Raw genomic sequence first — 15,377 nt, 5'->3', positions numbered from 1 at the left:
AATGGGCACGGCGCGCAGGCGCCGGCGGCAGGATCAGAAGCGGTAGTGCAGTTCCATGCCGTAGCTGCGAGGACGCAGGCGGGTGGCATTGCCGTACGGGGCGCGGCCATCCACCGCGCCCTGTTCGTCGAGCAGGTTGTCCGCGTACAGATAGCTGCTCCATCCGCGCGCGGACTCCAGGCCCAGGCGCAGGCCCAGATCCAGGATCGCGTCGCCTTCGTCGCCTTCGACCAGGCCGGTCTGGCGGCGCGAGTGGTAGCTGGCGCGGCTGGCCGCGGTCAGGTTCATGTCCGGTCCGACCGGCCAGGCATAGGTGGCGGTGCCCGAGAGACTGGTGCGGGGCACGTTGTAGATCTGGGTGCCACGGCGCAGCGGCGTGCCCGGCACGTCGGCGGCATAGTGGGCGTCCAGCCAGGTCGCGCCCAATTCCAGCCGCAGTTGCGCCGCGGGCGCGTAGCTCAATCCCAGTTCCATGCCCCGCACGATCGCGCCGTTCGAATTGATCAACCCGTTGTGGGTGCCGTCGATCGGAACCCGCACCGGCAGATCATGCCAACGGGTGTGGAACGCAGCGCCCTGCACCAGCAGGCGGCCACCGGCGGTGATCTGCTTGAGTCCGATTTCGTAGGACACCAGCGAATCGGGTGGCAGCGTGGAGGGCAGGGTGATCCCGGCGGCGAGCGCGGCGGCCTGCGAGTCGGCAGGCTGCAACTGACCCGAGCGGAATCCGCCGGCGACGCTGGCATAAACCGTGCGTTGATCCGAGAACCGCCGGTTGACGCTCATCCGCGGCGTGAGCCGATGGAAGGTCGAGCGCAGGCGCGTGTCGCGTGTCGAGGACAGTGCCGTTCCGTTGACCTCGTCGGTGAAGTAGCGCAATCCGGCGGTGGTCGACCAGGCGGAATCCCGCGGTGTCAGGGTGAGTTCGCCGAACAATGCGTCCGCACGGTTGGACTGCCGCGCCACCGCGTATTCGCCATCGACGAACAGCGCATCGCGACGCAGTGCTTCGCGATGCGAATAGCCGACAATCCACTCCAGCGGGCCGGCACCGTGCGAGCTCCAGCGCAGCTCCGTGCTGTCCACGTCGATGTCGAGGGTTCCCAGGAGCGTGGACGTCGGCGTGAGCATCCCGTCGATCACGTATTCGAGCCTGGCATCCGACACCACCAGCAATAGCCGCGAGGCGGGCAGTTCCAGGCTGCTGTTGATGCTGTTGGCGCGCCAGCGGGACCGCGTGTCCTGATAGGCGTTGGTCTGCAGGACATCGGTGGCCGCGTAGCCGCCGCCATCGGCAAGGGTGGTGGAACCGATGTGGCTGAAATCGGTCATCCAGGTGTCGCTGGCCGACCAGCGCAGGCGCGCGCGCCGGGTGGTGACGCGCTGCGGATTGATGTCGCGACCGCCGTCGGGCGTGTCCACCCAGCCGGCCAGCGTTTCGCGGGTGGCGACCAGGCGCAGGCCGAGCCTGTCCGGCACCAGCGGCAGGTTGGCCATCGCCTTGCCCATGCCGCCGTCGGCGCCGCCTTCGGTGCTGGACGCTCCCATTTGCACAGCGGCGGAAAACCGATCCAGTTCCGGCGCGCGGGTGAGGATGCGCACGGTGCCGCCCATCGAGCCTTCGCCGAACAGCGTGCCCTGTGGGCCCTTCAACACTTCCACCCGTTCCAGATCGAACGCGCGCGTGTCCGGATGCCACGGCACGGTGACGCCGGTGAAGGGAATGTCGTCCAGGTAGTAGCCGTTGTCGTTGCCGCCCAATGAGCTGGAGATGCCGCGGATCTGCACCTGGGTGAAGGCGGCGCCGGCGTCGACCGCGGCCACGCCGGGCGTCAGCCGCAGTACGTCGGTGGCGTTCTGCAGGCCCAGCGCCTCGATGCGTTCACCCTCGTGCACCGACAATCCCATCGGCACGTCCATCCAGCGCTCGTCGCGCTTGCGCGCCGACACCACCAGCGGCGCCAGGGTACGGGTGGGCGCGACCAGCGCGATCGGCTGCGGCGCGGGTTGTTCCGCGCGTACCGGTGCGCGCGGCGACACGGTGATCACCCCGCCTTCCACGCTGAAAGCGTAGCCACTGCCTTCCAGCAGGCGTTCCAGCGCCGCCTCCACCGTCATTACCCCGCTGACCCCGGGGCTGCGGCGCGCGCCACCCAGATCGCCGACGGCCGCCAGCGGCAGGCCGGCTTGCTGTGAAAAGCTCAGCAGGGCCTCGTCCAGCGGTTGCGCGGGAATACGGAAGGCCACGCGTGGCGAGGGCGCCGCCCATGCCGACAGGCAGAAGCCCAGCCACAGCAGCGCCAGTCCGCCCCGCCGCCGCCAGCCGGAAAGCTCCGTCCACCACGCCGGCGCCGGAGGGCGCATGCAATGGCGGACGGTGGCGGCAACGGCGGCTGGCAAGGACTGTGTTCCGGATCAGGGAGCGCCGTCTCCGGGAGGCACCGCGGGACGCTTCACCGGATTGTTCTCAGGTTCGTCGCTAGACAGCAAGATCTCGCCTTCGCTGCGCCGGACGTCAAGGTGCAGCGCCTTGGCCAGGCCGTCGATCCAGCGGTCGATGCTGGCGACCTCCCAGCGCCCAGTGACCTTGAGTTGCCCCAGGGCGGGATCCTGCAGGCGGATCGGGACGCGCGAATAGCGGTTGAGATCGGTGATCACGCTGTCCAGCGGTTCGCCCTGGTAGACCACGGCGCCTTGCCGCCATGCAGTGGCGAGCGGCGCGTTGACGGCCTGCGGGGGCTGCAGGCCATTGGCGAGGCTGTAGCGGATCCGCTGGTTGCCGGTGGCCAGGTAGCGGCGAACACGCCCGTCCCCGGCTGCGCTGACCTGGACGCGGCCTTCGTCGACCACCACCGTCACTTCGCGATCGCCATGTTCGGCCACGCTGAAGCGGGTACCCAGCGCCTGGCTGAGGACGCCTTTGGCATCGACCACGAACGGCCGATCGGGCGCGTGCGCGACCTGGAAGTAAGCGCGGCCGTTGCGCAGTTCGATGTCGCGCCGGTCAGGGTGGTAGCGGACCCTGACTTCGGACGCCGCATCCAGTTCCAGGATCGAACCGTCGGCGAGGGTGATCTGGCGGCGTTCGCCGATGCCGGTGGCGAAGGACTGCGACGGGTCTTCCGGCGCACCGCGCGGGATCAGGAACCAGGCGAGCGTCACGGCCAACGCCACGCAGGCGGCGCTGGCCCATGCCCAGCCGCGACGCGAGCGGCGACGCAAGGGCCGGGCCGGCGCCGTGACGGGAGGCGCGGACCGGGACGGGGAGGTCGCGGGCTGGACGCTGCGCGCGGCCCGCGCGCGCAACACGGTGTCCGAATCCAGCGTTCCCGCCGCTTCCCACAACGCGGCCAGATCGTCGAAGGCCGCGGCGTTGGCCGGCGAGGCCATCCAGTCGCACCAGGCTTCCAGTTCCTTCGACGGCACATCCTCTTCCTGCATGCGAAGCAGCCAATGGCCGGCCTCGCGCAGGGCCGTCTTGCGCGGCTCCGTGGATGTCGGGTTCATGATTGTTCTTCCTCCCACTCGTCCGTGATGCCGTCCAGGCGTTCCTGGCAGTACGTCAGTGCGCGCGCCACATGGATGCGGACCATGCGCTCGGTCAGGCCCAGTACGCCTGCCGCATCGGCAAAGCTCAATTGTTGCACCCTCACCAGCCGGAAGGCCTCGGCGCAGTTGTACGGCAGCTCCGCCAGCAGGGCGGGCAGCCGTTCCACCAGTTGCGCCGCGTTGGCGGAGCGTTCCGGACTGGTGCCCGGATCCGGCCACAGGTCCACGCCGTCCGGCGCGGGCTGCTCGGTATGGGCGCGGCGGCGCAGCAGGTCGGTTGCCAGGTTCTGCGCGATCCGGAACAGGTAGGCCCGGTGGAAACTGATGGTGGTTTCGTTGCCCAGGTTCAGCAGCTTGGCATAGGCCTCCTGCGCGACCTCCCAGGCGTCGTCGTAGGAGCCCAGCCGCAACTGCAGCATGCGCACCAGCGACTGGTTGAAGTCGCGGACCAGATCCTCGGCGGAGGCGCGCGCGCCGGCCCCGTCGGGGACCGGTGCACCGGGAGGCAACTTGTTTCTGGATTCAGCCATGCCGGTAGAGACGAAGCGGGGAGTCGAAAGTGAAATGCCCGGTCCTGGCGGCTGTCCCGGCCCGGCCGCACTAGGCCGGGACAAGCATAGCGGGTGGTCGCGGGCCGGCGCCGTTCGCGTACCCGCGGTCCTGGTCCCGGGTGATGGCGCATGGCGGTTCCGGAGGCAGGTTGACCGGCGGTGATGGTGGAAGCGGAGGTTTCCCCGCCACGGCATCGATGCATCGCGCACCAACGGTGGCATCGGGATCGGAAAGCCGCGAAGGTCGCCGGGATTCCGCGCCGGCGCCCGCGCGGCGGTGTGTGATGCATCGTGCACATCCCTGAATGCAGCCATCCGCCAACTTGGGGCATGGTTAACAGAAGCCGCGTGCGGGAATGTCTACGGTGTCGGCGCGGTCTTCCGCCGCGAACATCATGGAGATGATTGTTATGGCTCGTAACCGTGTTCTTGCAGTAGCGGCTTCGCTGGGATTCCTGGCGCTGGTGTCCTTCAACGCGGCAGCCGGTTGGCAGGGGACGTGGCACTACTACGACGAGGAAGGCGTGCTGGTGGGTTCGTGGACCGCCGGATGCGGCGCCGCCGATGGACGCTGGGGCGTGGTCACCGACAACAAGGTTTTCATACAGGGGTGCCGCGACGAGAGTTGACGGCAGCAGCAAAAAGCCCCGCTCGCGCGGGGCTTTCTGTTTGCAGGCGAGTGGTCGCGCGGGGGATCAGTCGGCGTACCTGGCGATGAAGTCGCGCACCTGCGGATACACCTTGTCGCGCCAGCGGCGCCCGCTGAAGATGCCGTAGTGGCCGGCGCCTTCAACCGTGATGTGCGCATGCCGCGCCTTGGGGATGCCGGTGCACAGGTCGTGCGCGGCGGCGGTCTGGCCCAGCCCGGAGATGTCGTCCAGTTCGCCTTCGATGCTCAGCAGCGCGGTCTTCCTGATCGCGGCCGGATTGACCAGTTCGCCGTTGACCTTCCACTTGCCGCGCGGCAGCAGGAATTCCTGGAACACCACCCGGATCGTGTCGAGGTAGTACTCGGCCGGCATGTCCAGCACCGCGTTGTATTCGTCGTAGAAGCGGCGATGCGATTCGGCGTCCTGCAGGTCGCCCTTGACCAGGTTGGCGTAGAAATCCCAGTGCGACATGAAATGGCGGCTGGGATTCATCGCGATGAAGCCGGCGTGCTGCAGGAAGCCCGGATACACCGACCGGCCCTGGCCGGGATAGGGCATCGGCACGCTGTGGATGACGTTGTTCTCGAACCACGACAGCGGGTTGCGCGTGGCCAGGCTGTTGACCTCGGTCGGGCTGCGGCGCGCATCGATCGGACCGCCCATCATCACCAGCGAACGCGGCGTGGCTTCGCCGCGCGCGGCCATCAGCGACACCGCCGCCAGCACCGGCACGGTCGGCTGGCAAACGCTGATGACGTTGAGGTTGTCGGCGCCGATGTGGCGAATGAACTCCTCCACGTAGGCGACGTAGTCGTCCAGGCTGAAGGCGCCCTCGGACGTCGGCACCATGCGCGCGTCGACCCAGTCGGTCACGTAGACCTTGTGATCACGCAGCAGGGTGCGCACGGTGTCGCGCAGCAGGGTGGCGTGATGGCCGGACAGCGGCGCGACCACCAGCACCACCGGATCATCCTTCAGCGCCTTGATGCTGTCGGCGTCGTCGGTGTAGCGCTTGAAGCGCAGCAGCCGGCAGAACGGCTTCTTGATGATTTCCTGCTCCACCACCGGCACGGTGCGGCCCTCGACTTCCACCTCGTGGATGTCCCAGGCCGGCTTCTCGTAGTCCTTGCCGATGCGGTAGATCAGTTCGTTGCCGGCGGCGATGCGCTCGGCGCCGGGCAGGTTGGACAGCCAGCTGCCGGGCGCGGAAAAGATGCGCGCGTTGGCTTCGGCCATGTAGGCGAGCGGCGCCATCCAGGCACGGCCAAGTTCATGCCACTGGTACAGGAGAGTCATGGGCAACGGGAATCCCGGATTTGGTGCAGTCTGCTGCGGCGCAGCATAGCGCAATCCGGGACCACCCGGAATCGGCCTGTTCAGCCAGCGCCCGGGATCTCCAGCGCGGCGGTTTCCGCGGCCAGGGCGGGCGCCAGCCAGCAGTGCGAGCCCACCGCGCGCAGGCCGGCGGCCTCGAACTGGCGGCGGTACCAGCGGCCAGGGCGCGACTGGAAGCCGTCGTGGTCGCCTTCGTATTCATCCTCGCGGGTGAAGGTTTCCAGGAAGGCCACGCCGCCGCACAGTTCCGCCAGCCCCGGCAGGCCGCGGCGCAGATCGCGCGTGGGCAGGTAATGCATCACGTCGGCGCAGACCAGCAGATCCACCGGCGGGCAGGGGCGCAGGTATTCGAAATCGGCGAACGTGGCCAGGTGCAGGTTGCGGCTGCGCCCGTAGCGGGCAATCGCGTACTCGCTGCTGTCGAAGCCCAGGTAGCGCAGGCGAGGGCGCAGCTTCAGCAGCGGCGCGCGCCAGGGGCCTTCGCCGCAGCCGATGTCCAGCACGGTGCGGATCGGGCGCTCCAGGTAGTACTCGGCGGTGGCCACCGCCAGCGCCACCTTGCGCGCGAGGCGTTGCGGTCCGCCGATCTCGCCGTCGCGATACCAGCGTTGGAAATAATGGGCGTCGTACTTCTTCATCGGAATGGAAACCTCGGCAAGCTCATCGGCAAGGATCCCGGTTTGCGAGGCGGAGTAAAAGGGGCGGCGATGGTGTTTCGGTTGGACAGCGGTCCGCGTGATGGCGGAGAATCCGCGCACCCTTCGCCCGCACCGGAGTCCCGCGTGGACAAAGCCAGCCTCTACTTCTGGGTCAAGACCTTCCACCTCGTGTTCGTGATCGCGTGGATGGCGACGGTGTTCTACCTGCCGCGCATCCTGGTCAATCTCGCCGAGACGACGGGACAGCCGGACGTGCAGGCGCGGCTGCTGCTGATGGGACGCAAGCTGTACCGCTTCGGCCACAACATGTTCGGCCTGGCGGTGATCCTGGGCCTGGTGCTGTGGCTGGGCTACAAGGTGATTCCGGGCTTTCCGACGATGGCCGCGCCCGGCGCCGGCTGGCTGCACGCCAAGCTGACTCTGGTGGTGCTGGTGCTGGCCCACTTCATCATTGCCGGCCGCTGGCTCAAGGGCGTGGAGAAGGGCCGCACGCTGCCGTCCTCCTTCACCCTGCGCCTGTTCAACGAAGCTCCGGTGATCGTCCTGATCGGCATCGTCTGGCTGGTGCTGGCCAAGCCGTTCTGAATCAAGGGCGTTGCAGGCTTCAGCGCTCCCACAACCGGGATGTCAGTAGGAGCGACGTGAGTCGCGACCGGGAGAATTCCGCGCGCGTGCAGCCCAACGGTCGCGACTGACGTCGCTCCTACAAGGGAAATCAGCCCGGGCTTTCTGATTGGCGGTTCATCTCGAAATCCGCAGGCTTCGGCAATTCCAGGGCTTCAGCGACACCCACTTGTGGGAGCGACGTCAGTCGCGATTCGCGATGCCCGTCGATTCACCCGAAAAGCTCGCGACTCACGTCGCTCCCACAACCGGGATGTCTGTAGGAGCGACGTGAGTCGCGACCGGGAGAATTCCGCGCGCGTGCAGCCCAACGGTCGCGACTGACGTCGCTCCTACAAGGGAAATCAGCCCAGGCTTTCTGATTTTCGGCTCTTCTCGAAATCCGCAGGCTTCGGCAATTCCAAGGCTTCAGCGACACCCACTTGTGGGAGCGACGTCAGTCGCGATTCGCCATGCCCGTCGATTCACCCGAAAAGCTCGCGACTCACGTCGCTCCCACAATCGGGATGTCTGTAGGAGCGACGTGAGTCGCGACCGGGAGAATTCCGCGCGCGTGCAGCCAACGGTCGCGACTGACGTCGCTCCTACAAGGGAAAACGCCCGGGCTTGGCCCGGGCGTTTCGGTTCATGGCTTCTTCTCGAAATCCGCTGGTTTCGGCAGTTCCACCGGTACGCCGTCGGCGTTGCAGGTGTTGGCCGCGCACAGGCGCTGGCGCAGCTTCGGTGTGGACTGGACGATGAAGTGGTAGATGGTGTTCTGCTCGACGGTGCCGCGCACTGCGTCGCTGCCCGGGCCGATGGCCCATATGCCCACGTCCTCGCCGCCGTGCGATTCGGACTTCAGCGGCACCAGCGATTCCTGCAGGTAGTCCGGATGCTCGGTGTCCACGGCGGTCAGGTCGGGCCGGCCTTCGCTGGTCTCGACGTTGCTGGGCGCATGGATGAAACGCTTCGGACCGGCCTTCTGCTGGTTGCTCTCGCCGGTGTAGCCGGGGCCGTTGGCGTAGCTGAGCGTGGTGAACGGCAGGCCGGTCTGGTCGCGCGCCAGATCGCCGGGCACGTCATCCTCGCCACCCTGGCCGCGGACCTTGCCCAGGATCGGGTTGCCGCGCACCGGATAGCCGACGAAGTTCAGCGTGTGCGAGTGATCGGCGGTGACCACGATCAGGGTGTCCTCGCGCGAGGTCGCGTCCAGCGCGGCCTGCACGGCCTCGGACATGGCGATGGTCTCGTCGAGCGCGCGGAACGCGTTGCCGTAGTGGTTGGCGTGATCGATGCGCGCGCCTTCGACCATCAGCACGTAGCCGTCCTGGCTGCGCGACAGCGTGTGGATGGCGGCACGGGTCAGTTCGGCCAGCGAGGGTTCGCCGGTGTCGGTGCGCGAGCGGTCATGATCGAACTGCATGTGATCCGGCTCGAACAGGCCCAGCAGGCGTGGCGCGTCCTTGGCCGCTTCCAGTTGCTTGCGGTTCCACACGTACTGGCCGCCCGGATTGGCCTTCAGCCACTCGGCCGGCAGATCGCGCCCGTCGAGGCGTTCGCCGACCTTGTCGTCGTATTCCGGATCGCGCTGCTCGGTGCTGGTGAATTCGGCGCGGCCGCCGCCCAGTGCCACGGTCGGTCCGTGGCCGAAGCGCGAGGAGGTCAACAGCTGCTGGGCGATGTCGCGGCATCCCTGTTCGACCGCGGCCTTGGGCAGGTCGGTGTCGTTTTCCCAGTTGCGATCCGGCACGTGCGCGTAGGTCGCCGCCGGGGTGGCGTGGGTCAGGCGGGCGGTGCTGACGATGCCGGTGGCCAGGCCGGCGCTGTCGGCCAGTTCCAGCCAGGTGAGCGCGGCCTTGCCGAGGCTGTCGGCACAGTCGTCGCGGCGTCCGGCGCTGACGCCGATCGCGCCCATGTGGGTTTTCACGCCGGCGGTGATGGCGGTCATGGTGCCGGCCGAATCCGGCGTCTGCGAATCGGTGTTGTAGGTCTTGCTGAAGGCGGTGTGCGGGAAGCGCTCCCAGCTCAGCAGGTTCTCCTCGCCCGAACCGCCCTTGCGCTGGCCGTCGAGGATGCGCGCGGCGGCGACGGTGGTCAGGCTCATGCCGTCGCCAAGGAACAGGATGACGTTCTTCGCGCGTCCGTTCATGGCGCCGTTGGCGGCGGCGCGGGCGGCGCCGTTGCGATACCACCAGGCCGGCGTCTCGCCGCCGGGATGGGCGACGACCGGGACATCGATGCGGGGTGCCGCCGTCGGGGCGGAGGAGGTCGCGGGCGTCGTGGCGCAGCCGGCGAGCAGGGTGGCGAGGGACATGCCCAGGACGGGCAGGACGGCGGTACGACGCATCAGGGACTCCAGGCAAGGCAACGGGGCATTATGGCCCGGTGACAGTGTCCTGTTCATGACACGCGGCCTTTCCAGCCATGCCGTCGCGTATGGGACGGCGCTGGGCTATCGTTCGGGATTCCGTATTTTCAGGGCTGCCGATGAAGCTGGTCTCCGCGTGGTTGAGGATCCCGTTCTGGCAACGGGTGGTCGGGGGCTTCGTGCTCGGCGCGTTGGCCGGCTGGTTGCTGGGACCCGCCGCCGACACCTGGTTCGGTCCGCTGGGCACGCTGTACGTCACCCTGATCAAGATGATCGCGGTGCCGCTGGTGTTCTTCGCGGTCATCAACGCGGTCTCCAGCCTGCATGGCCAGCAATCGGTCGCCGCGCTGGGCGGGAGGACCTTCCTGTGGTTCGTGGTCACCGCGGCGCTGGCGGTGGGCGTGGGCCTGGCGGTGGGCGTGATCATCCAGCCGGGCGTGGGCGTGACCACGCTGCAGGTGGATCCCAACTACGTGCCCAAGGACGTGCCCAGTCCGATCAAGGTGCTGCTGGACGTGGTGCCGTCCAATCCGTTCCATGCGCTGACCGGCATCGGCACTACCAAGAACGCAGCGGGTGAAACCGTGCTGGCGGCGGGCAAGGGCTCGATCCTGCCGGTGATCTTCTTCGCCGCGCTGCTGGGCTTCGCGATGGTCAAGCTGGGCGATCGCGTGGCCGCGGCGCGCAAGCTGGCCGGCGAGAGCAGCGAAATCATGATCCAGGTCACCCGCTTCGTGCTGGAGGTGACCCCGCTGGGCACCTTCGGCCTGATCGCCTCGCTGGTCGGCGCCTATGGCTTCGGCAAGCTGCTGCCGCTGGCGAGTTTCGTCGGTGCGCTGTACCTGGCCTGCGCCCTGCATATCGTGATTACCTATAGCCTGCTGCTGCTCAGCCATGGCCTGAACCCGTGGAAGTTCTTCCGAGGCGCGGCTTCGGCGATGCAGGTGGCATTCGTCAGTTCCTCCAGCTTCGCCTCGATGCCGGCGGCGATCCGCGCGGTCACCCACAACCTGGGCGTGGACAGGAACTACGCCTCGTTCGCGGTGCCGCTGGGCGCGAGCATCAAGATGGATGGCTGCGGCGCGATCTATCCGGCGCTGTGCGCGGTCTTCATCTCGCAATACACCGGGCATCCGCTCAGTGCGGACCAGTACTTCGTCGTGCTGATCGCCTCGGTGCTGGGCAGCTTCGGCACCGCCGGCGTGCCCGGCACCGCGGTGGTGATGGCAACGGTGGTGCTGACCGCGGCCGGCCTGCCGCTGGAAACCATCGGCTACCTGTACGCGATCGATCGCGTGCTCGACATGATGCGCACGATGACCAACGTGACCGGGCAGATGGTGGTACCGGTACTGGTGGCCAAGGAAACCGGCCTGCTGGATCGCAACGTCTACGAGGCCGCGCCGACCAACCTCGGGCTGGAAGAGGGCGAGGGTTCCGATGAACGCGCCGTCTGATCCCTACGTGCTGGTCGAGCGCTTCCCCGGCGTCGAGGATTTCCGTCGGCTGCGCGCGGTCGCCGGGCTGTCGCCGAAGTCGCAGGAGGCCGCCGAGCGCGGCCTGCCCAACACCCTCTACGGGGTGAGCCTCCTGCACGAGGGCCGCGCCATCGGCATGGGCCGGATCATCGGCGACGGCGGCCTGTCGTTCGTGGTGGTGGACATCGCGGTGGAGCCGGAACACCAGGGGCGCGGGCTGGGCAAGCGCATCATGAACGCGCTGGATGCCTGGCTGAAGGCCAACACTCTGGACAGCGCGCACGTCTCGCTGATCGCCGACGGCGAGGCGAAACATCTGTACGCGCAATACGGCTTCGCCGATGTCGGCCCCGCCTCGGTGGGCATGCACTACGTCGTCCGCCGCTGAGGCAGGCGGGCCCGGCCATGACTTCCGGGCCGGGGCGGGCATGACAGGGCGGCGTAGGCTGCGGGGACTCTACTGGGGAGATTCCCGATGCGCATCCGCACCGCCGCCGGTTTCCTGGCCGGCCTGCTGCTCGCGTTGCCGGCCATGGCGGCCGACACCGACCGCTGGACCATCCCGGTCGCCGTCAAGAAACTCGACAACGGCCTGACCGTGGTCATCTCCGAGGATCACAGCTCGCCAGTGGTTGGCGTGAGCGTGGTCTACCATGTCGGCATGCGCCTGGAGCCGCGCAACCGCACCGGCTTCGCCCATCTGTTCGAGCATCTGATGTTCCAGGGCACGCCGAACGCGAAGAAGGGCGTGTTCGACAGCGTCATCACCGGCGGCGGCGGCAACAACAACGGTTCCACCCGCGCCGACTTCACCAACTACATCGAGACCGCGCCGGTGTCCTCGCTGGACGCGATCCTGTGGCTGGAAGCCGACCGCATGAAGACCCTGGACTTCAACGCCGAGACGCTGAAGAACCAGCAGGATGTGGTCAAGGAGGAAATCCGCGTCAACGTGAAGAACCAGCCCTACGGCGGTTTCATGTGGATCGACATCGGCCAACAGGCGTTCCAGAAGTGGGAGAACAACCACGACGGCTACGGTAGCTTCGAGGATCTGGAGAACGCCAGCCTGGAGGACGTCAAGGCGTTCCACCGTGACTACTACGGCCCCAACAACGCGGTGCTGGCGATCGCCGGCGACGTCACCCCGGAGCAGGGCTTCGCGCTGGCGCAGAAGTACTTCGGCGCCATTCCCGCGCGCGCCACCCCGGCCGCGCCGGACTACAAGGAAGGCCTGAACACGCAGGAAAAGCGGGTGCAGCAGAGCGACGCGCTGGCGCAGGTGCCGGCGATCGCCGCGGCCTGGAAGATGCCGGATCGCGGCAGCCGCGATCAGGCGCCGATGGCGGTGCTGGGCGCGCTGCTCGCCAACGGCGACGCCTCGCGGCTGTACCAGGGCCTGGTCAAGGGCCGCGAACTCGCGCTCAACGTGGAATCGCTGTACGGCCTGACCAGCGAATGGGAATACGACGGCCCCACGCTGTTCACCGTGTTCGCGCTGTACAAGCCGACTACCGATGCCGACGCGGTGCTCAAGGGCATCGACGAGGAAATCGCACGCATCGCGCGCGAAGGCGCCGATGACGCGACCCTGGCGCGCATCAAGACCCAGTTGCTGGCCGATTGGTACAACGGCCTGGAAATGTTCCTGAATCGCGCCGACACCCTGGCCAAGCTGCAGACGCTGTGGGGCGATGCCAACGTCGCCAACCAGATTCCCGGCCGGATCCAGAACGTCACCTCCGAGGACGTCAAGCGCGTCGCCGCCACCTACCTGACCCCGGCCAACCGCACCGTCATCGACCGCAAGCCCGCGGCGATGCTGGCGCCGTCGGCGAAGAAGGAATGAGGAGAATCCCGATGAGCCTGCACAAGACCGCGATTGCCCTCGCCCTGACCACGTTGTTCGCCGGCGCGGCGCACGCCGCCGAGCCGGTGCTGCCGAAGGATCTGCCGCCGTACGCGCCGGACAAGCCGCTGCCGGTGCCGCAGATTGAAAAGAAGACGCTCGCCAACGGGCTGGAAGTGTGGGTGGTGCCGCGCGACGGTATCCCGCGCGTGGACTACGTGCTGGCGGTACGCAACGCCGGCCTGGCCGCGGATGCGCCGAACGCTTCCGGCTTCGCCAGCCTGTTCGCCGGCCTGCTGACCGAGGGCACCGCGCGCCGCGATTCGCGCGCCATCGCCGAAACCGCGCAGGGCTACGGCGGCAGCATCGGCGCCGGCGCCAGCAATGATGGCGTCACCGTGTACGCCGACGCGCTCGCCAGCCAGGCCGCGCCGATGCTGGACCTGCTGGCCGAGGTCGTGCGCGAGCCGACCTTCCCGGAAAACGAGGTCAAGCTGGCCCAGGCCAATGCGGCACAGCAGTTGAAGGCCAACGAGGCGCAGCCGTCGTTCCGCGCCAACCGCGCGATGCTGGCGGCGGTGTACGGCGACCATCCGTATGCGCGCACCCAGCTCAGCGAAGCCGGCATCGCAGCACTTGCCACGCCCGCGCTGCGCGCGGAGCACGCGCGCCGCTTCCATCCGGATCGCAGCCTGCTGGTGATCACCGGCAGGGTCACGCCCGCGCAAGGTTTCGCGATGGCGGAGAAGGCATTCGGCAACTGGAAGGGCACCGGTGGTGAAGTGGCGGATACCGTGGCTCCCGCGCGTACCGCCACGCCGAAGTTCGTGCTGCTTCAACGTGACGGCAGCGTGCAGTCCACCCTGCGCATCGGCCAGCCGGCGCTCGCCGCCACCGATCCGGACTACATCCCGTTGCAGCTCACCCGCATCGTGCTGGGCGGTGGTTTCAGCAGCCGGGTCAACCTCAACCTGCGCGAGGAGAAGGGCTACACCTATGGCGCTGGCACGCGCCTGTCGGCTTCCCGCGCGGGCGGTGACCTGGTCTCGCAGGCCGACGTGCGCAACGAGGTCACCGGCGCCTCGCTGAAGGAGTTCTTCGGCGAATTCGATCGCCTGCGCAACGAACCGGTACCGGCCAGGGAACTGGACGACACCAAGCGCTACATCGCCGGCGACTATGTCCTCAGCAACCAGCTGCAGGGCGCGGTCGCGGGCACGCTGGCGAAGAATTGGCTGATCGGCCTGCCGTCGGATTTCCTGGGCCAGTACGTGCCGCGCCTGCGCCAGGTGGATGCGGCCAAGGTGCAGGCGGTGGCGAAACAGTATTTCGACCCGAAGCGGCAGTCGATCATCGTGGTCGGTGATGGCAAGGCGATCGCCGAGCAGCTCAAGCCCTACGGTACGTTCCAGACCTCGCAGAAGTAATCCACAGGACCGCAACTCCCTGTCATTCAAAGCCGGCGTCCGCGCCGGCTTTTTTTATCGGCGTCCCTGTGCCGGTCCGGTAGCGACTGGCGTATCTTTGCCACTCCCCCGAGGAGAAGCCCATGAGCGGCGAACAGCGCGAACTGAACTTCCGTTTCCTGGCCCAGCCGACCGACGTCAATTACGGCGGAAAGGTGCACGGCGGCATCGTGATGAAGTGGATCGACCAGGTCGGCTATGCCGCGGCGGTGGGCTGGAGCGGCCATTACAGCGTGACCGTGGCGGTGGGCGGCATCCGCTTCGTCGCACCGATCCGCACCAGCGATCTGGTGACGGTGTCGGCCAAGCTGGTCTACACCGGCACCAGCAGCATGCACTTCGCGGTCGACGTGCGCGCCCGCGACCCGATGGGTGGCGAATCGCGGCTGTGCACGCACTGCATCATCGTGTTCGTCGCCTTGGACCAGGTCGAGGGCAAGCCGACCGCCGTGCCGGCCTGGAAGCCGGAAACGCCGGAGGACTGCCGCCTGGCCGAGTACGCGCTCAAGGTGATGGAACTGAGCAAGGGCATCGAGGAAACCGTCGCCCACTACCAGAGCGCGGGCGCGACGACCTGAGGCGCGGCTTCCTCTGTAGGAGCGACATAAGTCGCGACCGGGTGGATGATAGGACGCGCGGCAACAGGCGGGAGGACCGCCCCATGTGGTGGACAACGCGCAAAAAAGCTCGCGACTCACGTCGCTCCTACAAGGAGATCCCAGGAACCGCCCATTGTGGGAGCGACGTGAGTCGCGACGAGGTCGGTCGGGACGTCCGGAAATCTGCCGTCGATCCGGCAAGCTCATTTCTGATGAGGGACAAACGAAAAGCTCGCGACTCACGTCGCTCCCACATCCGCATCCTGT

At 67.6% G+C, this 15,377-nt stretch carries 13 protein-coding genes; 7 read left to right on the top strand and 6 right to left on the bottom strand.

Going from position 1 to position 15,377, the window contains the following annotated elements:
* Positions 1-33: 33 nt before the first annotated feature.
* Genes FHW78_RS04720 through FHW78_RS04710 form a run of 3 tightly spaced genes read right to left on the bottom strand, consistent with a single transcriptional unit; the run spans position 34 to position 4,079 of the window.
* The gene (locus tag FHW78_RS04720) at positions 34-2,400 is read right to left on the bottom strand and encodes a TonB-dependent receptor (protein ID WP_183638364.1); all 2,367 of its coding nucleotides are present in this window, start codon (positions 2,398-2,400) and stop codon (positions 34-36) included.
* Between the two features lie 15 nt (positions 2,401-2,415).
* On the bottom strand, positions 2,416-3,507 hold the full coding sequence (locus FHW78_RS04715; protein WP_183638361.1) for a FecR domain-containing protein: 1,092 nt from the start codon (positions 3,505-3,507) through the stop codon (positions 2,416-2,418).
* A complete protein-coding gene (locus FHW78_RS04710; RefSeq protein WP_183638358.1) occupies positions 3,504-4,079 on the bottom strand; it encodes an RNA polymerase sigma factor in 576 nt (191 codons plus the stop codon). The genes FHW78_RS04715 and FHW78_RS04710 overlap by 4 nt, the downstream gene beginning before the upstream one ends.
* A 431-nt stretch (positions 4,080-4,510) precedes the next feature.
* Between FHW78_RS04710 and FHW78_RS04705 the strand changes: the two genes are divergently transcribed.
* Positions 4,511-4,729, top strand: coding sequence for a DUF6289 family protein (locus tag FHW78_RS04705; protein WP_183638355.1), 219 nt, complete (start codon positions 4,511-4,513; stop codon positions 4,727-4,729).
* A 66-nt stretch (positions 4,730-4,795) separates the two neighbouring features.
* Here the strand turns inward: FHW78_RS04705 and phaZ are convergent, their stop codons facing one another.
* Both phaZ and FHW78_RS04695 read right to left on the bottom strand, forming a co-directional pair.
* The gene (gene phaZ / locus FHW78_RS04700; RefSeq protein WP_183638352.1) at positions 4,796-6,046 is read right to left on the bottom strand and encodes a polyhydroxyalkanoate depolymerase; all 1,251 of its coding nucleotides are present in this window, start codon (positions 6,044-6,046) and stop codon (positions 4,796-4,798) included.
* Positions 6,047-6,126: 80 nt separating this feature from the next.
* Positions 6,127-6,723: a class I SAM-dependent methyltransferase gene (locus FHW78_RS04695; RefSeq protein WP_183638349.1), complete on the bottom strand. Its 597-nt coding sequence runs from the start codon at positions 6,721-6,723 to the stop codon at positions 6,127-6,129.
* A gap of 144 nt (positions 6,724-6,867) precedes the next feature.
* Between FHW78_RS04695 and FHW78_RS04690 the strand changes: the two genes are divergently transcribed.
* Positions 6,868-7,329 (top strand): CopD family protein, encoded by a 462-nt coding sequence (locus FHW78_RS04690; RefSeq protein WP_328805089.1) that lies wholly within the window; start codon positions 6,868-6,870, stop codon positions 7,327-7,329.
* A gap of 664 nt (positions 7,330-7,993) precedes the next feature.
* Here FHW78_RS04690 and FHW78_RS04685 read toward each other — a convergent pair.
* Positions 7,994-9,697, bottom strand: a complete 1,704-nt coding sequence (locus tag FHW78_RS04685) for an alkaline phosphatase (RefSeq protein WP_183638343.1) — start codon at positions 9,695-9,697, stop codon at positions 7,994-7,996.
* Positions 9,698-9,837: 140 nt separating this feature from the next.
* On the opposite strand from FHW78_RS04685, the gene FHW78_RS04680 reads away from it, so the two are divergent.
* The 5 genes from FHW78_RS04680 (at position 9,838) to FHW78_RS04660 (ending at position 15,089) form a co-directional block, all read left to right on the top strand.
* Positions 9,838-11,175 (top strand): dicarboxylate/amino acid:cation symporter, encoded by a 1,338-nt coding sequence (locus FHW78_RS04680; RefSeq protein ID WP_183638340.1) that lies wholly within the window; start codon positions 9,838-9,840, stop codon positions 11,173-11,175.
* Entirely contained in the window at positions 11,159-11,584 is a 426-nt protein-coding gene (locus FHW78_RS04675; protein WP_183638337.1) for a GNAT family N-acetyltransferase, read from the top strand. The genes FHW78_RS04680 and FHW78_RS04675 overlap by 17 nt, the downstream gene beginning before the upstream one ends.
* Positions 11,585-11,671: 87 nt before the next feature.
* Positions 11,672-13,045, top strand: a complete 1,374-nt coding sequence (locus FHW78_RS04670; RefSeq protein ID WP_183638334.1) for a pitrilysin family protein — start codon at positions 11,672-11,674, stop codon at positions 13,043-13,045.
* Positions 13,046-13,056: 11 nt separating this feature from the next.
* Positions 13,057-14,472 carry a pitrilysin family protein gene (locus tag FHW78_RS04665; protein WP_218533503.1) on the top strand — a complete coding sequence of 472 codons (1,416 nt, stop codon included), beginning with the start codon at positions 13,057-13,059 and terminating at the stop codon, positions 14,470-14,472.
* Positions 14,473-14,594: 122 nt separating this feature from the next.
* Positions 14,595-15,089 carry an acyl-CoA thioesterase gene (locus FHW78_RS04660; RefSeq protein WP_141456042.1) on the top strand — a complete coding sequence of 165 codons (495 nt, stop codon included), beginning with the start codon at positions 14,595-14,597 and terminating at the stop codon, positions 15,087-15,089.
* Positions 15,090-15,377 lie beyond the last annotated feature (288 nt).

It is taken from the genome of Pseudoxanthomonas sp. OG2 (assembly GCF_014192765.1).
GTDB lineage: Bacteria > Pseudomonadota > Gammaproteobacteria > Xanthomonadales > Xanthomonadaceae > Pseudoxanthomonas_A > Pseudoxanthomonas_A beigongshangi.
Note: the sequence above shows the minus strand (reverse complement) of the source record. Positions and strands in the feature narration are given on the sequence as shown.